This is a genomic window from Arthrobacter sp. R3-55 (assembly GCF_054161505.1).
This window is the reverse complement of record NZ_CP096423.1, coordinates 3,823,912-3,844,302: the sequence shown is the minus strand read 5'-3', so window position 1 is coordinate 3,844,302 and position 20,391 is coordinate 3,823,912. Positions and strand designations below refer to the sequence as shown.

The 20,391-nt window shown below is 60.6% G+C and carries 11 protein-coding genes and 1 rRNA gene; 11 read left to right on the top strand and 1 reads right to left on the bottom strand.

Going from position 1 to position 20,391, the window contains the following annotated elements; all coding sequences use genetic code 11:
• The first annotated feature begins 27 nt into the window (after positions 1-27).
• The 7 genes from glgX to M1D51_RS17490 all read left to right on the top strand — a co-directional run bounded on the left by glgX (position 28) and on the right by M1D51_RS17490 (position 7,888).
• The gene (gene glgX / locus M1D51_RS17520) at positions 28-2,142 is read left to right on the top strand and encodes a glycogen debranching protein GlgX (protein ID WP_458107399.1); all 2,115 of its coding nucleotides are present in this window, start codon (positions 28-30) and stop codon (positions 2,140-2,142) included.
• A 28-nt stretch (positions 2,143-2,170) separates the two neighbouring features.
• Positions 2,171-2,617: a ribonuclease domain-containing protein gene (locus M1D51_RS17515; RefSeq protein WP_458107398.1), complete on the top strand. Its 447-nt coding sequence runs from the start codon at positions 2,171-2,173 to the stop codon at positions 2,615-2,617.
• Between the two features lie 6 nt (positions 2,618-2,623).
• Positions 2,624-2,983, top strand: a complete 360-nt coding sequence (locus M1D51_RS17510) for a barstar family protein (RefSeq protein ID WP_354232656.1) — start codon at positions 2,624-2,626, stop codon at positions 2,981-2,983.
• A gap of 311 nt (positions 2,984-3,294) precedes the next feature.
• Positions 3,295-3,621, top strand: coding sequence for a hypothetical protein (locus M1D51_RS17505; RefSeq protein WP_207596381.1), 327 nt, complete (start codon positions 3,295-3,297; stop codon positions 3,619-3,621).
• A gap of 195 nt (positions 3,622-3,816) precedes the next feature.
• Positions 3,817-4,665, top strand: coding sequence for a hypothetical protein (locus M1D51_RS17500; protein ID WP_458107397.1), 849 nt, complete (start codon positions 3,817-3,819; stop codon positions 4,663-4,665).
• A 167-nt stretch (positions 4,666-4,832) separates the two neighbouring features.
• Positions 4,833-5,873, top strand: a complete 1,041-nt coding sequence (locus M1D51_RS17495) for a hypothetical protein (RefSeq protein WP_458107396.1) — start codon at positions 4,833-4,835, stop codon at positions 5,871-5,873.
• Between the two features lie 59 nt (positions 5,874-5,932).
• Complete coding sequence (locus M1D51_RS17490; protein WP_458107395.1) at positions 5,933-7,888, top strand: ABC transporter ATP-binding protein/permease; 1,956 nt, start codon at positions 5,933-5,935, stop codon at positions 7,886-7,888.
• A gap of 127 nt (positions 7,889-8,015) precedes the next feature.
• Here the strand turns inward: M1D51_RS17490 and glgP are convergent, their stop codons facing one another.
• Positions 8,016-10,640 (bottom strand): alpha-glucan family phosphorylase, encoded by a 2,625-nt coding sequence (gene glgP / locus M1D51_RS17485; RefSeq protein WP_458107394.1) that lies wholly within the window; start codon positions 10,638-10,640, stop codon positions 8,016-8,018.
• Between the two features lie 125 nt (positions 10,641-10,765).
• On the opposite strand from glgP, the gene M1D51_RS17480 reads away from it, so the two are divergent.
• From M1D51_RS17480 to M1D51_RS17465, 4 genes are all read left to right on the top strand, one after another.
• A complete protein-coding gene (locus tag M1D51_RS17480) occupies positions 10,766-12,850 on the top strand; it encodes an alpha-1,4-glucan--maltose-1-phosphate maltosyltransferase (protein ID WP_458109611.1) in 2,085 nt (694 codons plus the stop codon).
• Positions 12,850-14,646: a maltose alpha-D-glucosyltransferase gene (gene treS, locus M1D51_RS17475; protein WP_458107393.1), complete on the top strand. Its 1,797-nt coding sequence runs from the start codon at positions 12,850-12,852 to the stop codon at positions 14,644-14,646. Before M1D51_RS17480 ends, treS begins: the two co-directional genes overlap by 1 nt.
• 1 nt (position 14,647) lies before the next feature.
• A complete protein-coding gene (locus M1D51_RS17470) occupies positions 14,648-18,328 on the top strand; it encodes a 1,4-alpha-glucan branching enzyme (RefSeq protein WP_458107392.1) in 3,681 nt (1,226 codons plus the stop codon).
• Positions 18,329-18,853: 525 nt separating this feature from the next.
• Positions 18,854-20,373 (top strand): 16S ribosomal RNA (locus M1D51_RS17465).
• Positions 20,374-20,391 lie beyond the last annotated feature (18 nt).

Sequence of the window (20,391 nt, the reverse complement as noted above, 5' to 3'; positions counted from 1 at the left end):
CTTGGCGTGGAACTAAACTTGCAAGCAATGGTTATGCCAATTTTTGACACAGCAGCTACCGTCGACGCCTCGCGGCCACGGCCCCTCGGACTGAGCACGCCCCAGCCCGGCCTTGACGGTGCCGAAAAAACGCAGGACCACCAGGTGAACGTGGCAGTTTTCGCGCCCGGCCTGACAGAAGTAGAGATCGCCTTCCAGGCTCCCGGAGAGCCGTGGCGCGCCCACATCCTTCCCAACATTGAAGACGGCGTGCACTTCGGGTTGGTCAGCGGAATGCCGCCGGGCACCCGTTACGGTTTCCGCGAGGCATCGTCCGAGCGCGGCTTTCCGCTGTCCTTGCCGGCTGTGGACCTGGACGACGACGGCGAACACCGGCTGTTGCTCGACCCCTACGGCCGCGCTGTGGACCAGCGGGGCGAGTTCCTCACCAGCGTGCACGTGGAAACAGGTTTTGACTGGGGCGACGACCGTCCACCCCGCATTCCTTTGCGCACTTCCGTCATTTACGAAGCACACGTTCGTGGACAGACGATGCTGCACCCGGACATCCCGGAGCACCTCAGAGGCACCTACGCCGGTATGGCCCATCCGGTGATGATCCAGCACCTCACTGAGCTCGGCATCACGGCCGTGCAGCTCCTGCCCATCCACTTCCACCTGGATGAATCTCACCTCCAGGACCTGGGCATGACCAACTACTGGGGCTACAACACGGCCGCCTTCTTCGCGCCGCATTCGGACTACGCCACGGAGGCAGCGCGCAACGCCGGTCCCCACGCGGTACAGGACGAGCTCAAGGGCATGATCAAGTTGCTGCACGCGGCGGGCATCGAGGTCATCCTGGACGTGGTGTACAACCACACCGCCGAAGCTGGTCCGGATGGACCGCCGCTGAGTTTCCGTGGACTCGCAGAGAAGCGCTACTACCGGCACGATGCCCATGGGCGCTACCTGGACACCACTGGCTGCGGAAACACCTTGGACTTCAGCGATCCCGTGGTGGTGGACCTGGCCTTGGATTCCCTGCGTTACTGGGTGAACGACTTCCACGTGGACGGCTTCCGCTTTGACCTTGCCGTGACTTTGTGCCGGGACGCGGGCAACTCCTTCGACCCCCAGCATCCCTTCCTGCAGGCCATTGCGGAGGACCCGGTATTGTCCGAGGTCAAGCTCATTGCCGAGCCGTGGGACGTCGGCTACGGTGGCTGGCAGACAGGCCGTTTCCCCCACGGTTGGTCGGATTGGAACGACCATTTCCGTGACGGCGTCCGCAGCTTCTGGTTGTCCGACCGCGCCGCCATCGAAGCAGGTGGCCAGGGCGGTTCCGTGGCATCGTTGGCTGAACTCATGGCCGGTTCCGCGAACCTCTTCGCATCCTCCGGACGTACGCGGCTTGCGTCGGTCAACTTCATCACGGCCCACGACGGTTTCACGTTGAAGGACCTGGTCAGCTACGACCGTAAGCACAACGAGGCAAACGGCGAGCAGAACCGCGACGGCCACGGCGACAACCGAAGCTACAACCATGGCGTTGAGGGCCGGAGCGAGAACGAGGCCATTGTTGCCGCCCGCGCCCTGTCCATCCGCAACCTGATGGCCACCCTGCTGTTGTCCTTCGGGGTCCCCATGATCACGGCAGGCGACGAAATTGGCCGGACCCAGCAGGGCAACAACAACGCCTACTGCCAGGACAACCCCACGGCATGGCTGGATTGGAGCCGCACCCAGGAAGCCAATGCCATGTTCCGGACTACACGTGAGCTGGTCCGGCTCCGTCGCTGGTTCCTTCGGCACCAGCCCGAAAGTTTCCCCGGCAACGCGAACAATTCGAGCCTGCAATGGTTTGACGACAAAGGCCAGCGGATGACTCCCGCACGCTGGAACGATCCCAATGTGCGCTCCGTCCAGCTCCTGATGGGGCATGAGGACAGCGAAATCCGTGGCTTGATCGTAGTGAACGGTAGCAACCAGGATGTGAAGATGGTGCTGCCGGAGATCCTGAGTGAAACGGGCATCGGCAAGCGCATGTTTGAGCTCCGCTTCACAACGTCGGTGCTTCATGAACGGCGGAAGGGCGCGTTGGTGGCCTCCGGCGAGCGGGATATCCTGCAAGCCAACACCATCAACATCTACCGCACGTAGGCACACACACCCTTCAGGAGCTCTTCGCATGAACCGCAGCCGCAGCAAACTGGTGGCGTTCGCGGGGTTGGTGATCGCCGTCGTCGTGCTGGTGGTCGCCATGGTGGGCGGTGGCGGGCTAACAGCGCCAACCACGACGCCGGAGCCTGGCTCCGCGTCGTCGTCGGCCGCCGCGGTGGCAAACCCCTCAACGCTGCCCACCATCAATGCCTCACAGTTGCCCAAGGAAGCCCGCCAAACGCTGGCCCTGATCGCCAAGGGCGGCCCCTATCCGTACAGCGCAGACGACGGAAATTTCGGCAATTTTGAAGGCCTCCTGCCCAAGAAGACCAGCGGCTTCTACAAGGAGTACACGGTCAGGACGCCCGGAGAGTCGGACCGCGGAGCCCGCAGGATCGTCGTGGGCAAGGACGCCGCCAAGTACTACACCGCGGACCACTACAACTCGTTCACGTTCATCATCGAAGGCAAGTAGGAGCCCATGAAGATCTATTCCGCAGACACCTGGACCCTGGAAGAACTGCGGGAGCAGATTTCCGACGCCGGTCGCAGGACCGTGATGGTCCCCCCGGCAACCACCAAGCAGGCGGTCCTGGAAGTCTTCGCCCAGGTATTGGACTTCCCCGAGTACTACGGCGTGAACCTGGACGCCCTGAACGACTCCCTGCACGACTACGCCGATGCCCTCTCTGAGGACGACGGCGGACCCGTCACCATGATCTGGCAGGTCCCGGCCGCTTACCGCACAGACCGGTCCTTCGGAGTGGTCTGCGAAGTCCTCCAAGACGCAGAGCGCTACGCTGGCCGCGACCTCGCAGTCATCGCCGTTTTCGAGAATTAGTCTCGCCAAGGTTGCTGGCCACTGCACAAACAGCGGCTTGCGTGCTCTGACGGAGAGCTGAGAAGTGGCCCCGCATTGATTCCCGTGCGTTCGTGATGCCCGCCGAGACGCTTAAGTGGTGCGTGCCACCCAATCGTGACGCAAGAATTTAAACATTTCTGTGCTTTCTCCGGTTATTACCATAGTTTGACGTTGAATGTGTCGAGCGATACATTTTGAGGGGCCTTTAGGGTCTACGTCAATGCGTATTGGGGAACGCGCAGGATTAATTGCTGACCTCATTCCGCACCAGCTGAAATGAGGATCACGATATGAAGAAGCTTGCACGGATGGCTGCTGTCATCGCACTATCTACCTCGGTGCTCTTTGCCGCCAGTCAGTCGGCGAATGCCAGTATTTTCTATGCAGACAATAACTACGGCGGCGCTACATACGGAGCCGACAACTCGACCTGGATGGGGTCGTTTGATAACAAGGCAAGTTCGGTAAAGAACTTCGGCTACTACGTCACTTGGTGGCAGGACATCAACTATGGCGGTGCCGGCTTTGGCAGCGCTAACGACTATAGCGCCATGGGTTGGTATGTACCCTTCCTGGGTACGTGGAATGACAACATCAGCAGCTTCCACAGGGGCTAAACCTACGCGGCCGTTCGCATAACGAAATGTGAATAGCACCATGCTTTGACCTGCTGATCAAAGTATCGGCAGGTCAAAGTTCCTGTCTGTGAAGAGGCTCGGCTACTACTAAGTCGAGGCGTAAGAAACGAGATTGGATGCGGGATGGTGTCGAGGACAACTCTTAAGCGACGGGCATGCTGGAAAAGGTATTTTGTGGCCTCGCTTGCCATAGGCGTAGCGTTGGCTATTTCGTCGTGTTCGGAGGGTGTGGACAGTTCAATCACGCCGGACTCATCGGGAAAAGTGAATCTGGATTACGAGAACTCTCTGATCGTATTCCCAGTGGACGCGTATAGGATTTCGGCCCGTGATCGCTCTCAGATTCTCCTGGCGAGGGAAGTCATCATGACCACGTGCATGAAGAAATTTGGCTTCGTCGATGATCCGAATGCTGCTTATCCGAAGGCAGAGAACCGGAACTTCGGCGTGTGGAACGTTGATCGCGTGAGGCAGCACGGCTTCCGGCTTATTGGAGAAGACGCTCAATCGAACCAGAAGCACGACGAGGCAGGTACGTGGGGGGATGCCAGGTACAAGTGTCTTGCCAGTGAAAAGAGCAAGATCGATGAAGTCACTCCACCTGATGACCTGATGAATGGTGGTGCTGCAGCGGAGATCGCTGTGAAAAGTCTCGGTATGGCATCAGAAACTGACGCTTGGAAGAATGCCAAGGGCGACTGGGACAAATGCATCTCAGCGGCTGGCCTGACACCCGGGCGGGACGCCGCCAACGCCAAGTGGTCGAGCCAGCAGTCCTTTGACCTGCAGTCGAGGACAGATCAGCAAAACCCGTCGAAGTCGGACACAGCCGAGGGCGTCCGAATCGCCACGATTGAGGCCGAATGCAACCAGGAAGTCCAACTCACCCAAACGCTCGGTGATATTCAGGCAAGCTACCAGCTGCCGCTTATCAAGCAGAATGAGGCAGTTCTTACCGAGCTCAAGAAGAAGAGCCAGAACTATGTAGATGCCGCTGAGAAGTTACTGAAAGAGACGCAGTGATCGATGAGCATCCCCGGCAGAGAGCTGCGGAAGCTGTCGGATTGAGTCGACTCTCGCGACGGTGGCTAATCGTCCTGTTGGCAGTCACCGCAGTTATGTCCGCGGGGGTGGGGTTGCTCGCTGGAATCGTCTTTGATCAATCAGAGATCATCCGGCCAGAGGACTCCATGGCTGAGATTCCTGTCTATGCCATGGTTGAAAACCGTGTCGTCGACGACCGTCTTACCTACTCAGGAGTTGTTAAGGCCGGACCGGCGGTGCCTATTCACATTGACTTAGAGGGTCAGGAACCGATTGTCGTGCGCCAGACGCTTCAGGCGGGGGACACGTTGAAGTGGGGCGACCTTGCAGGTGTGGTTTCAGGCAAGCCCTATTTCGTCCTGCCTGGTCCGCTCCCTTTGTATCGCAATCTTTCCCGAGGAGATGCGGGAGATGACGTTTTGGCGCTGCAACGGGCACTTCTGCAGTTGGGGTACCCTTCCTCCGAATCTGGTCACATGGACAGCGCAACCATGGATGCTGCATCCTCTTTCTTTGCCAGCGAGGGTTTCGCCTTGAGCAGCGGGAGAATGCCTACCGAGCAAAGTCAACAAGTCGAACCGGGAGCTACACCAAAAACCACGGCACCAGTCGACGCTAAAACCCCCGCGCTCTCGATCCCATACAGGCAACTGATAGCCCTCCCCGTCGCCAGCGCGACCGTTGTCTCCGCGCTGAACATAGGGCAGAAAGTTACGCCCGAAAGTCCTCTCGCCATGTTCCAGGCCGAAGATAACTTCGTGGAGTTTATCGCCGAGGTCCAGCAGGCTGAGTCTCTTAAGGCAGGCCAGGATGTCACTGTCAGGGTCGCGGAAAAGCAAATGACAGGACGGATAACTGGGCTGGGTCCATTCACTGATGCGGGAGATGGCCGACGTGCGGGACATCCCGTGACGGTTGAGCCTACGAGTAAGGCGGATCTGGTCTTATTGACTCCCAACTTGAGTGTCACGGTGGCTGGCCAAGGTAGCGCGGCAGAAGCCCTCGCTGTGCCGTTATCTGGTATCCGACAGGATGCCGAAGGCACCTACGTTCTCAGAAGCTCGGGCGACGGAAGAAACGCAAAGGTCCCCGCAACGCGCGTCGCCATCACGATTCTTCGGTCAGGGGGAGGTTTCGCCGCAGTCTCTGGTGATCTCAGCCAAGGTGACGAGGTCCAAATATCGTGACGATTTCACGATCGGGGCCTCTCACGCGCAGAGCAGAATATACAGGCTCCGATAACGCATTGGCGATCAGCCTGGAGAGAGTATCGCGTACATATCCAGGTGCCGATTCCCCCGCTCTATCTGACGTCTCACTGGCAATTGAGTCCGGTGAGTTCGTGTCCATTGTGGGCCCTTCAGGCTCAGGGAAATCGACGCTTTTGAACGTCTTGGGCTTGTTGGACAGAGCAAGCTCCGGACGTCTCGCCATTCGTGGGCAAGCCGTCGACGCCGCTTCAGAACGAAGCCTCGACACGATGCGATTACGCCTGATTGGGTTCGTTTTCCAGTCCTCAAACGTCATCGGTGAAGATAGTGTGATCAGCAATGCTGCTATCGGATTACGGGTCCAAGGCGTGCCGATGGACGAGCGGGCGTCGGCTGCCTTGGACGCGCTGGAGTTCGTAGGTCTGGAGCATAAACGCAAGGTCCAAGCCAAGCTCCTATCAGGCGGCGAACGGCAACGACTTGCAATAGCACGGGCAATTGCGACGCACCCGCGGATCATTCTTGCCGACGAGCCAACAGGCAATCTTGACTCAAACAACAGCAGACGGGTCATTGAATACCTTCGGAAACTCAACTCCGAAGGTGTCACCGTAATTGTCATCACCCATGATGTGGACGTGGCGAACCAAGCGGATCGCCGAATTGAGATCCGAGACGGTCGAATCACGAGTGACGTCGAAACGAATTCCCAACCAATGCCGCAACCTAGGGTTCCAGTCGACCTCGAGCCGTTTGGTGCAGCCAGTCAGCGGTCATGGGTCTCTCGCACCGTGTGTTCCCTCATGGATGACTGGGGCGATGCACTGAGCGCGCTCTCGGCCCATACCCTCCGAACAATGCTTCTCGTCCTTGCATTTGCGATTGCCATCGGGGGGATGACGGGTGCCCTGGGTATCAGTTCGACGACGTCGAATGCCATAAACAATCGGCTGGCTATCGCCTCACAGGATCGGCTGTCCATCTCCATCGAAGACGGATCTGCCGTGCTTCGAGATGATTTCGATGGACTTCGCTCCGGGGTAGATCGCATCGCCCGTCTTCCTCATGTAATCGGCGCGTCCTATGTGTACTCAGCGGTTCCGGCAGACGTACATATAACACGGGTTAAGCCCTCCGACCTGGAACCCGAAACGCCATTGTCACTTCACTCCTCCTCGAAGAACTACTTCAATGACTTCGGAATCGAGCTAATTCCCCACAACATCCGAAGTGCCCTCGATGACCCACTAGCTGGTCCACTCGCAGTAGTCTCGACAAAGGCGGCAATTGCGCTCGACATACCGTACAGCAAGAAATCCGGGCCGGCGGCAGGGGTGAGCATATGGATCGATGACCAACTTGTGCCGATTGTTGGTGTCTTCGAACCTGGCCCAAACTTTCCTGAGTACGCTGACTCCGTATTCGTAAACACCAGCATCATGCGTGCCGTCTCAAGATCAGACCTAAAAGTTCAAGTTCGAACCGAAAAGGGCTTCTCGGCTGCGATTGCCCGAGTAGCACCGCTTGCATACTCGCCGAGCGACCCGGGGAAGGCAAAAGTAGACGTCACAGCCGATATTCAGTCAATCAGGCAGGATGTCTCAAATGATCTCGGGTCGCTCATCGCTTTGCTATCGCTGGTCCTGATGCTCCTGGCGATCATCACTGCGGCTTCCTCGATGTACCTGACCGTTCAGAACCGATCGGCAGAGATAGCCCTTCGACGAGCGATCGGCTCAAGTCGATGGCTAATTTGCCGATCCTTCATCCTTGAGGGCTTCATCGTTGGAATGACAGCAGGTACGCTCGGCGGCATCATCGGAACTGTGACCACGCTTTGCGTCTCCTGGATCCAGGCCTGGCCGCCCGTATTGCCCCCGGAGCTATGGCTGGTGGGAGTCCTTCTGGGTGCGACCACCGGTATTGTGAGCGCCATATACCCCGCGTGGGTCGCCAGTCGCCAAGATCCCGCTATTGCAATTCGCGCGTAGCAATCCCACCTGAGTTTCCCCCCCCGAACCAGCTTCGTGGATGCAAAACAGTACCCTCCCCGAGCGGCCGCCCGCTTTTCCGTCGTTGAGCAACAACGGAAAAGCGGGGCCATACACTTTCAAAGGCTTAGGCGTTCGCGATCAATCCCAGTTCAGCCTTCGATGCCAACGCCGAGTGCTTCGGGAATACCCGGACGGTGTAGCCGAACGAGCCTGAGCGGTTGATGACCAGGGAGCCGTGGAAGAGGTGGCGTCCGCCGCCGAGGTCTTCCAGGGAGTCCAGTTCGGCCACCACCACGTCCTCGAGCTCGTCGGAGTCCTCCGCGCGTCCAAAAGCTACCTCGACTGAGACGTCGTCGGGGGTGAGGCTGTTGAGGGCCACGTAGGCGTTGACCTGAAGGCTGTCGCCCACCTGGGGTTCCTCGGAGACGCCCACGGAGTCAACGTGTTCCACCACTACCTGGGGCCAGGCGTTCCGGACCTTGGTGGTCCAGGCGGCGAGTTCCTTGGCTTCCTTGAAGGCCTCGGCAACAGCCCTGCGCCCGGATACAGCGGCTGGGCAGTAGAGGTTGTTGACGTAGTCGTGGAGCATGCGTTCAGCCGAAACGGCGGGGCCCAGGTTCGCGAGGGTGTGCTTGATCATGGATACCCAGTGCGTGGGCACGGTTTCGCGGCTGGACTCGGACGGTCCTGCAGCTCCGGCGCCTTGGGCCACCGTGGTGCCGTAGAAGCGCGGGGCAACCTGGTTTTCGAGCAACTCGTACAGTGCGGACGCTTCGATGTCATCGCGTTCGTCGGCTGAGGCGCCGTTGTTGGCCGTGGGGATTGCCCAGCCGTTTTCGCCGTCGAACATTTCATCCCACCAGCCGTCCAGGACGGAGAGGTTGAGCGAGCCGTTGATGGCCGCTTTCATGCCGGAGGTGCCGCAGGCTTCCAGCGGACGGAGCGGGTTGTTGAGCCACACGTCGCAGCCCGGGAACAGGGTTCGTGCCATGGCGATGTCGTAGTTGGGCAGGAACACAATCCTGTGCCGGACTTCGGGATCGTCGGTGAAGCGGACCAGGTCCTGGATCATTTTCTTGCCGGCGTCGTCTGCGGGATGCGATTTGCCGGCGATGACCAGTTGGATGGGGTGCTTGGGATCCAGCAGCAGTGCCTTCAGGCGTGCGGGGTCGCGCAGCATGAGGGTGAGCCGCTTGTAGGTGGGTACGCGGCGTGCAAAGCCAATGGTGAGCACGTCCGGGTCCAGCACGGAGTCTGTCCAGCCGAGTTCGGCGTCGGCCGCGCCGCGCTTCTTCCAGGAAGCCCGGAGCCGGCGTCGGACGTCCTCGATGAGCTGGGCGCGCAGCTCCCGGCGCAATGCCCAGACGTCTTCGTCGCTGACGTTGTAGGCAAGGTCCCAGCGGCCCAACGCTTCGGCTTCCGCGCCGAACTGGGTGCGGGCCAGGGTGGAGATGCGGGGATCCACCCAGGTGGGGACGTGGACGCCGTTGGTGACGGACGTGATGGGGATTTCAGAGTGGTCAAATCCTGGCCACAGCCCGGCGAACATTTCGCGGGACACTACGCCGTGAAGTTTGGCCACGCCGTTGGCACGTTGCGCCAGGCGCAAACCCATCACCGCCATGTTGAAGACGGAGGGGTTGCCGCCGTCGAAGTTTTCCCGGCCCAGTTCCAGGATCCGGTCGGTGGGCACGGCGGGTGCCAGTCCGGCTTCGAAGAAATGCTTGATCTGGACGGTCTCGAAGCGGTCGATGCCTGCGGGGACGGGCGTGTGCGTCGTGAAGACGGTTGACGCGCGTCCGGCTGCGAGGGCCTCGTCCCAGCTGAGGGGCACGGCGGGATCGGACATCGCTTCCTGGATTCGTTCAATGCCCAGGAATCCTGCGTGGCCTTCATTGGTGTGGAAAACTTCCGGCGCGGGTGTGCCGGTGAGCTCCTGGTAGACGCGGAGGGCCTTGACGCCGCCCATGCCCAGAAGGAGTTCCTGCTGGAGCCGGTGGTCGCCTCCGCCGCCGTACAGGCGGTCCGTAATGCCGCGGGCGGCTTCGTCGTTGGAAGGAACGTTGGAGTCCAGCAGCAGCAGCGGAACGCGTCCGACGTCGGCACGCCAGACGTGCGCGTGGAGCTCGCGGCCGTTGGGCAGCGGGAGGGAGATGTGGACGGGCTTGCCGGGCATGCCGTCCTTGCCGGGGTGTCGAAGAAGCGTGAGCGGCAGGCCGTCGGGGTCAAGCACCGGGTAGGTTTCCTGCTGCCAGGCGTCGCGGGACAGGGACTGCTTGAAGTAGCCGGCCTGGTAGAGGAGCCCGACGCCGATCAGCGGGACGCCGAGGTCGGACGCGGCTTTGAGGTGGTCGCCGGCGAGGATGCCGAGGCCGCCGGAGTACTGGGGCAGAACCTCGGTGATGCCGAATTCGGGGGAGAAGTAGGCGATGCAGGCGGGAGCGTCTTCGCCGAGGCCTTGGTACCAGCGCGGTTCGCTGAGGTAGCGATCCAAATCCGAGGCGGCTTCCTGGACGCGGTTCACCAGTTCGCCGTCGTTTGCGAGGTCCTGCAGTTGTTCGCGGCTGATGGACCCCAGAAGGGCAATGGGGTCGTGCTGCGAGGCCTCCCAGAGAGCCGGGTTCAGGCTCGCGAAAAGTTCCCGTGTGGGCCGGTGCCAGGACCAGCGCAGATTGGTCGCCAATCGGGCCAAGGGCCGGATGGGCTCGGGGAGGACGGTACGGACTGTAAACCTTCGAATAGCCTTCACGAGCGCCACACTAACGGACTCACATGGCAGCCGGAACTGGATTGGGTTTCTTTTAGGTAAAAGTCATCTTGCGTCGAGGAGATAGGTCGTTTGCTTAGCATTCTGTGATTTTTGTCGCTAACGTCGTGGTTGTGACGAAAACTGCGCGAACCATCACCGCCCTGAAATCCAAGACGACTACGGACATCACCGAGGGACTCCGCTTCGGCAGGTTCCCCATCACGGCCGTGCAGCCGGTGGTTGAGGGTGGCCGTTTCCCGGCGAAGGCCTTGCCAGGGGAGGATCTGGCGGTCGGCGCCACGGTCTTCCGGGAAGGCCATGACCAGCTTGGCGTGTCCGCTGTGCTGCTCGATCCCAGGGGCAAAGAGCGTCAGCGTGTACGCCTGGCCCCGGCCCAAGGGGAGCAGTGGAAAGGCCTGGACCGCTGGGAGGGCATGATCACGCCTACCGGCACCGGCGCGTGGTCCTTCGTCATCGAGGCCTGGCATGATCGCTACGGCACCTGGCACCACAACGCGGAGGTCAAGGTAGGGGCCGGCATCGACGTCGAGTTGATGCTCGCCGAGGGCGCGGCCCTCCTGGCAGAAGCCGCCGACGACGCCGGGCGCAGCGCTGTGGAGAAGCGCACTTTGCGTGCCGCCTCAGTGGTGCTGGCCGATACCTCCAAGACTGCAGAGGAACGCCTTGGTGCCGGTTTCAGCCCGGAGGTCCTCGCCGCCGTCGGACGCGTTCCGATCCGCGAACTGGTGACCGTATCCGAACGTTTCCCGTTGCAGGTTGAGCGCGACCTCGCGGGCCGTGGCTCTTGGTATGAGTTCTTCCCCCGCTCGGAGGGTGCTGTGCTGGATCACTCCACCGGAGTGTGGACGTCCGGCAATTTCCGCACGGCGGCGAAAAGGCTCGACGCCGTGGCGGAGATGGGCTTCGACATCATCTACCTGCCACCCATCCACCCGATCGGTTTCCAGCACCGCAAGGGGCGCAACAACACGCTGACGCCGGGGCCGCAGGATCCGGGTTCGCCCTGGGCCATTGGTTCCAAGGACGGCGGCCATGACGCCATCCACCCGGAGCTGGGTACTTTTGAGGACTTCGACGCCTTCGTGGCACGCGCCAACGAGCTGGGTCTCGAAGTTGCCTTGGACCTTGCCCTGCAGGCAGCTCCGGACCACCCTTGGGTGACGACCAACCCGGAATGGTTCACCACGAGGGTGGACGGTTCCATCGCCTATGCCGAGAACCCGCCGAAGAAGTACCAGGATATTTATCCCCTGAACTTCGACAATGACCCGGCAGGCTTGTCCAAGGAGATCCTGCGGATCGTCCAGCTGTGGATCAGCCACGGGGTCAAGGTTTTCCGCGTGGACAATCCACACACCAAGCCCGTGTGGTTCTGGGAATGGCTGATCGGCAAGATCAACAAGAAGAACCCCGAGGTGGTCTTCCTGGCGGAAGCCTTCACACGCCCGCCAATGATGCATGCCTTGGGCCGCGCAGGGTTCCAGCAGTCCTACACCTACTTCACGTGGCGGAACACCAAGACCGAGCTGGAGCAGTACTTCCACGAGGTCAGCCACGAAATCGCAGCATTCTTCCGGCCGAACTTCTTTGTGAACACCCCGGATATCCTCACCGAGTACCTGCAGTATGGCGGTCCTGCGGCCTTCCGCATCCGGGCCGCACTGGCTGCAACGGCCAGCCCTCTCTGGGGTGTCTATGCAGGGTACGAGCTCTACGAGCACGTGGCCCGTCCGGGCGCCGAGGAGTACATCGACAACGAAAAGTACGAGTACAAGGCCAGGGACTGGGAAGGTGCAGCCGAATCGGGACGCACCCTGGCGCCCTACATCACCAGGCTGAACACCATCCGCAAGAAGCACGTGGCGCTGGGCGACCTGCAGAACCTGACGCTCCACAGCAGCACCGATGACGCCACGATCGTGTACTCCAAGCACAAAACGTTGCCGGATGGCACCAAGGACACCTTGATCATGGTGATCAACGTGGATCCGCACAGCACCCGTGAAAGCACGGTCTCCCTGAACCTCGCAGCCCTGCAACTGGATCCAAGTGACCTCAACGAGGACGGCCGGTTCCGGGTGGATGACCTGATCAGCGGCCAGAGCTGGGAGTGGGGCGAGCACAACTACGTCCGTTTGGATGCCCATGTTGAACCGGCGCACATCCTGAGCATCCGGAGGCAGCCTTAGTGAGTTTTTCTCCGCAGAACCCGAGCCAGTACTTCACTCCGAAGAACACCTTCGAGCTGAACGCTCCCGGTCTCCAGCATGATCCACACTGGTACCGGAAGGCAGTCTTCTACGAGGTACTGGTGCGGGCCTTTGCGGATGCCAACGGGGATGGTTCCGGCGATTTCCATGGACTGATCGAGAAGCTGGACTACCTCCAGTGGCTGGGCGTTGACTGCCTCTGGCTGCCCCCGTTCTTCCATTCCCCGTTGCGCGATGGCGGTTACGACATCGCGGACTACACGTCCGTGCTGGATGAGTTTGGCACCATCAGCGACTTCAAGCGCTTGGTAGCCGAGGCACATGCCCGCGGCGTGCGGGTCATTATCGACCTTCCGCTGAACCACACCTCGGACCAGCACCCGTGGTTCCAGGAGTCACGCAAGGACCCTACTGGTCCCTACGGAGATTTCTACGTGTGGAGCGATACGGACGAGAAATACCAGGATGCCCGCATCATTTTCGTTGACACGGAAGAATCCAACTGGACGTTCGATCCCATCCGACGCCAATTCTTCTGGCACCGCTTTTTCAGCCACCAGCCTGACCTGAACTTTGAGAACCCCAAGGTCATCGAAGCCCTCTATGACGTGATCCGGTTCTGGCTGGATCAGGGAATCGATGGCTTCCGGGCGGACGCCATTCCCTACCTGTTTGAGGAAGATGGCACCAACTGCGAGAATCTGCCGGCAACCCACACGTTCCTGCAGGACCTTCGCCGGATGGTGGATGCGAACTATCCCGGCAGGGTGATCATTGCCGAGGCCAACCAGCCCCCGCATGAAGTGGTGGAGTATTTCGGCACGGAGGAAGCGCCCGAATGCCATATGGCGTTCCATTTCCCCATCATGCCGCGGCTCTACTATGCCTTGCGGGACCAGAAGGCCGCTCCCATCATTGAGACCCTGCGGGAGACCCCGGAAATCCCCAAGGGTGCCCAATGGGGAACTTTCCTGCGCAACCATGACGAACTCACGCTGGAGATGGTGCCGGCCGAGGAGCGTGCCGCAATGCTGGGCTGGTATGCCCCGGATCCCCGGATGAGGGCGAACATCGGCATCCGGCGGAGGCTGGCACCGCTGCTGGATAACTCCCGTTCCGAGATCGAGCTCATCAATGCCCTGCTTCTTTCCCTGCCTGGCAGCCCCTTCCTGTACTACGGGGACGAGATCGGCATGGGAGACAACATCTGGCTCGACGACCGCGATGCCGTCCGCACGCCGATGCAGTGGAACCCGGACCGTAACGCAGGCTTCTCCGGGGCAGACCCGGGCAAGCTCTACCTGCCGGTCATCCAGTCGCTGGTTTACAACTACAGCATGGCCAACGTTGAGGCCGAGGCCGCGCACTCCGGTTCATTGCTGCGCTGGACCCGCCAGATCCTCAGTGTCCGGAAGAACCATCCGGTGTTTGGCCTGGGCGGTTTCCGGCACATCGAAGCCGACCACGAGGTGGTGCTGGCGTATGTGCGGGAATTGCCGGCGGGCAATCCCGAGGGCGAGGACGCCGAAACCATTCTGTGCGTCTTCAATCTCTCCCAGCACCCTGTGGCGGCAACGTTGGACATCCCTGAATTCGCGGGCCGTGGCCTGCGCGATATTTTCGGCGGCCAGCCCTTTCCGGCCGTCGGCGACAACGGTCACCTGACCGTGATGCTGGGCAGCCACAGCTTCTACTGGCTGCGGGTGCGCTCGGCTTTTTCCAATCCCTCGTCGCCTTTTACCCAGGCGATTCCCGTGGTGACCTCCAAAGGATGAGATGAGCAAGGACAACTTGAACCCCTCCATTGAAGGACTTCTCCGGACCTGGCTGCCAGGCAAGCGCTGGTTCCCGGTCAAGAGCCCCGACTTTGCGCTGGAGCAGGTGGGCGGCTTCAGCCTGCCCGGTGCCACTGGCGAGGCCGCCTTTGAGGTGGTGCTGCTGGCGGTGACCTACCGGACGGCCGACGGCGGTCCCCGGACTGATGTGGTGCAGGTTCCGTTGAGCTACCGGAGCCAGCCGTTGGTGGACGCTCCCACGGCGTTGCTGGGCGAGTTCACGGACCACTCCGGGCTCCGCCTGGTGTACGACGCCGCCTACGATTCAGACTTCGTCACTGCCTGGCTGGAGCTTATGCGGAGCGAAGGAACTGTTCCTGCCCAGGAAGCGGCGGGCGGAGCCCAGGGGCACCTCACCCGTGGCCGCGTGGCACTTCCGAAGACTCCCACTTCCGTAAAAGTCCTGTCCGGGGAGCAGTCCAACACTTCGGTCATTATCGACGACGGCCACTCTGCCGCCATCCTGAAGATCTTCCGGGTGCTGGCGGCCGGGAAGAACCCCGAAGTTGAACTTGGCGCAGCTCTGACCGCCGCGGGGACCAGCGAGGTTCCGGCCACGCTCGGCTGGATCACCGGTTCATGGAAGGGGCAAGGATCCGTGCCTGCCACGGGCGAACTCACGGTGGCCCATGAATTCCTGCTCGGTGGATTGGACGCTTGGCGCTTGGCGGTGGAAGCAGCCGCGGCCGGTAAGGATTTCACCGCCGAGGCACGGGGGCTCGGGGCCGCTACTGCGACTGTTCACGCCAGGCTGGCTGAAACGTTCGGTACCCATGACGGGCAGGAGCAGGGACCGGACATCATCGCCACTGTAGCCCGGCGTGTCCGTCAGTCGTGGGCAGAGGCCGCATCCGCCGTCGGGCCCTATGACGAGAACCTTGGCGCACTGCTGGCGGCGCTGGATCCCGCAGATGTGGGGCAGTTGCAGCGTGTCCACGGCGACCTCCACCTGGGGCAGATCCTGTTGGTTCCCGCTAGTGGATCCGGACACGGCGACGGCAGGCAGGCGGGGCGGTGGGCCATTCTGGACTTCGAAGGCGAGCCGCTGCGCACCATTGACGAGCGCAACAATCCGGACCTTCCCCTCCGTGACGTCACTGGCATGCTGCGTTCGTTCGACTACGCCGCCGGTGCCGCCACGCGCGAGAATGTCCACGCCGAAGTTCCCGAAACCTGGGTGGATGACTGCGCTGCCGCGTTCCTTGAGGGGTACAGCGACGTCACCCCCGGAACCATTGACCGCCGCTCGCCGCTCTTTGTGGCATTGTGGCTGGACAAGGCCTTATACGAGGTTGTTTACGAGTTACGGAACCGGCCCGACTGGCTGTCGATTCCGGTGAATGCATCGCGACGAATCCTCGACAACACAAGCCGCGGCAAGCATGCGGCAGCTATAGCGGAAGGTATTGACATGACTGGCTCAGCACGCACCGAACGGCCCCGAGTTCCCCTGCACGTGGACTCCGAGACCTTGGAACGCGTGGCCGCCGGCGCCTACCACGCGCCGCATTCGGTGCTCGGCGCGCACTTGGACGATCATGGCCACGTCACCATCCGCACGGTGAAACACCTCGCCAAATCCGTCGCGGTGGTGACCGAAGCCGGCCGCACGGAAATGGCCCATGAGGCCCATGGCGTTTGGACCGCAGTCCTGGAACCGGTGCAGGCCGGCCACGTGCCGGACTACCGTTTGGAAGTGGTGTACGACGTCGAACCCGTCACCATCGATGACCCCTACCACTACCTGCCTACCGTAGGTGAGGTGGACCTGCACCTGATCGGTGAAGGCCGGCACGAGCGGCTTTGGGATGTCCTCGGGGCGCACGTCCAGCATTACCGCTCTGCACTGAGCGAAGTGGATGGAGTTTCCTTTGCCGTGTGGGCTCCCAACGCCCAGGCCGTCCGCGTGAAGGGCGACTTCAATGGCTGGGATGGCCGTTCGCACGGTATGCGTTCCTTGGGTTCTTCCGGCGTCTGGGAACTGTTCATCCCCGGGGTTGTAGCAGGGGCGTGCTACAAATACGAGATTCTCACAAAATCCGGGCAGTGGATTGAAAAGGCTGACCCGTTGGCCTTTGGCACGGAGGTTCCGCCACTGACTGCCTCGCGTGTTGTGGACGCCAGTTACCGGTTCAAGGACGCGGACTGGATGAATGCACGCGCCGCTAAGGACCCTCACAACTCGCCCATGAGCGTCTACGAAGTCCACCTGGGCTCCTGGCGGCTGGGACTTGGCTACAAGGAACTGGCCAAGGAGCTCGTGGACTATGTGAAGTGGCTTGGGTTCTCCCACGTTGAGTTCATGCCGGTGGCAGAGCACCCCTTCGGTGGGTCGTGGGGCTACCAAGTAACGTCCTACTTTGCACCCACCTCGCGGTTCGGTCACCCGGACGAATTCCGGTACTTGGTGGATTCACTTCACCAGGCCGGAATCGGCGTCCTCCTGGACTGGGTCCCTGCACACTTCCCCAAGGACGCCTGGGCCCTGGCGCAGTTCGACGGCCAGCCGTTGTACGAGCACTCGGACCCGGCTTTGGGTGAACACCCGGACTGGGGAACCCTGATCTTCGACTTCGGGCGCAGCGAGGTCCGCAACTTCCTGGTGGCCAACGCGCTGTATTGGCTGGAAGAATTCCACATTGATGGCCTGCGGGTGGACGCAGTGGCTTCCATGATTTACCTGGACTACTCCCGCGAAGAAGGACAGTGGAGGCCCAACAAGTTTGGCGGCCGCGAAAACCTCGAGGCGATCTCCTTCATGCAGGAAGTCAACGCCACGGTCTACAAGTCCCACCCTGGAGCCATCATTATTGCCGAGGAATCAACGGCATTCCCCGGCGTTACCGCTCCCACCAACCACGGTGGCCTCGGCTTCGGACTGAAATGGAACATGGGGTGGATGCACGACTCCCTGAAGTACATTTCCGAAGACCCCATCAACCGGAAGTGGCACCACGGGACCATCACGTTCTCCATGGTCTACGCCTTCACGGAGAACTTCCTGCTGCCCATCAGCCATGATGAAGTAGTTCACGGCAAGGGCTCCATGCTCCGGAAGATGCCCGGAGACCGGTGGCAGCAATTGGCCAACCTCCGCGCCTTTTTCGCATACCAGTGGGCCCACCCCGGCAAGCAGCTCATCTTCATGGGCACCGAGTTCGGACAGGAAGCAGAATGGTCCGAGCAGTATGGACTGGATTGGTTCCTCGCGGACATTCCTGCGCACCGCGGCCTGCAGCTTCTGGTCAAGGACCTCAACGAGCTCTACACGTCCACGCCGGCCCTGTACCAGCGGGACAACGAAGCCGGTGGCTTCCAGTGGATCAACGGTGCTGACGCCGATCACAACGTCCTGACTTTCATCCGATGGGGTCACGACGGCAAGCCGCTGGTTTGTGCAGTGAACTTCTCGGGCGGTCCGCACAAGGACTACATCCTGGGAGTTCCCTCCGCGGGGGAGTGGACAGAAGTCCTGAACACCGACTCTGAAACGTATGGCGGTTCGGGAGTGGTCAACGCCGGAGCGCTGAAGGCCTCGACGCCCGGGACGGATGGACAGCCCGCAGCGTTGACGGTGACTCTTCCCCCACTGGGGGCTTCCTGGTTCACGCCGGCAGGCTAGTGCGCTAAATCCGATCCGCTTGGATACCAGGTGGGTCTCAGAGGGTCCGGAGCTTCGGCTTCCGGGCCCTCTTGGCCGTTCTTCCCCGTGTTTCCGGCGATTTTTCCCGGTAGAGGCAGCGTGTCGTTGAGGGGTTTTGCCATCCCGGGGAAGTAGGGGTATAGTTAGTACCCGCGCTGCTCCCCAGTGGAGGACGGTGAAACTGACAAAAAACCGCAAGGAAAATCAAGTCAAGATCGCCGATTTGACCCGGAGGCAGGCAGCGTGTAAGTTTGAAAAGTTGCTCCGGAGCGATCCAGCGAAGGCTGGTGGTACTGCTCCGGAATAGTGACCTGTTGTTTGAGAACTCAATAGTGTGCCAAGTTTGTTGATACCGATTGTTTTATTGATTGGTTGAAATTATGGCTGGATCGTTGCGCACCCCCGTGTGTGGTGGTCTGGTTTTCAGCTGGTTTCGAATTTTGTGCAGCCGTGTTCGCCGTTATTTCCGGTGGGTGTGGTTGTGTCTGTTTGATTTGTTTTACTTCAACGGAGAGTTTGATCCTGGCTCAGGATGAACGCTGGCGGCGTGCTTAACACATGCAAGTCGAACGATGATCCCAGCTTGCTGGGGGATTAGTGGCGAACGGGTGAGTAACACGTGAGTAACCTGCCCTTGACTCTGGGATAAGCCTGGGAAACTGGGTCTAATACCGGATATGACTGTCTGACGCATGTCAGGTGGTGGAAAGCTTTTGTGGTTTTGGATGGACTCGCGGCCTATCAGCTTGTTGGTGGGGTAATGGCCTACCAAGGCGACGACGGGTAGCCGGCCTGAGAGGGTGACCGGCCACACTGGGACTGAGACACGGCCCAGACTCCTACGGGAGGCAGCAGTGGGGAATATTGCACAATGGGCGCAAGCCTGATGCAGCGACGCCGCGTGAGGGATGACGGCCTTCGGGTTGTAAACCTCTTTCAGTAGGGAAGAAGCGAAAGTGACGGTACCTGCAGAAGAAGCGCCGGCTAACTACGTGCCAGCAGCCGCGGTAATACGTAGGGCGCAAGCGTTATCCGGAATTATTGGGCGTAAAGAGCTCGTAGGCGGTTTGTCGCGTCTGCTGTGAAAGACCGGGGCTCAACTCCGGTTCTGCAGTGGGTACGGGCAGACTAGAGTGCAGTAGGGGAGACTGGAATTCCTGGTGTAGCGGTGAAATGCGCAGATATCAGGAGGAACACCGATGGCGAAGGCAGGTCTCTGGGCTGTAACTGACGCTGAGGAGCGAAAGCATGGGGAGCGAACAGGATTAGATACCCTGGTAGTCCATGCCGTAAACGTTGGGCACTAGGTGTGGGGGACATTCCACGTTTTCCGCGCCGTAGCTAACGCATTAAGTGCCCCGCCTGGGGAGTACGGCCGCAAGGCTAAAACTCAAAGGAATTGACGGGGGCCCGCACAAGCGGCGGAGCATGCGGATTAATTCGATGCAACGCGAAGAACCTTACCAAGGCTTGACATGAACCGGTAATACCTGGAAACAGGTGCCCCGCTTGCGGTCGGTTTACAGGTGGTGCATGGTTGTCGTCAGCTCGTGTCGTGAGATGTTGGGTTAAGTCCCGCAACGAGCGCAACCCTCGTTCTATGTTGCCAGCGCGTTATGGCGGGGACTCATAGGAGACTGCCGGGGTCAACTCGGAGGAAGGTGGGGACGACGTCAAATCATCATGCCCCTTATGTCTTGGGCTTCACGCATGCTACAATGGCCGGTACAAAGGGTTGCGATACTGTGAGGTGGAGCTAATCCCAAAAAGCCGGTCTCAGTTCGGATTGGGGTCTGCAACTCGACCCCATGAAGTCGGAGTCGCTAGTAATCGCAGATCAGCAACGCTGCGGTGAATACGTTCCCGGGCCTTGTACACACCGCCCGTCAAGTCACGAAAGTTGGTAACACCCGAAGCCGGTGGCCTAACCCTTGTGGGGGGAGCCGTCGAAGGTGGGACCGGCGATTGGGACTAAGTCGTAACAAGGTAGCCGTACCGGAAGGTGCGGCTGGATCACCTCCTTTCTAAGGAGCTGCTAATAA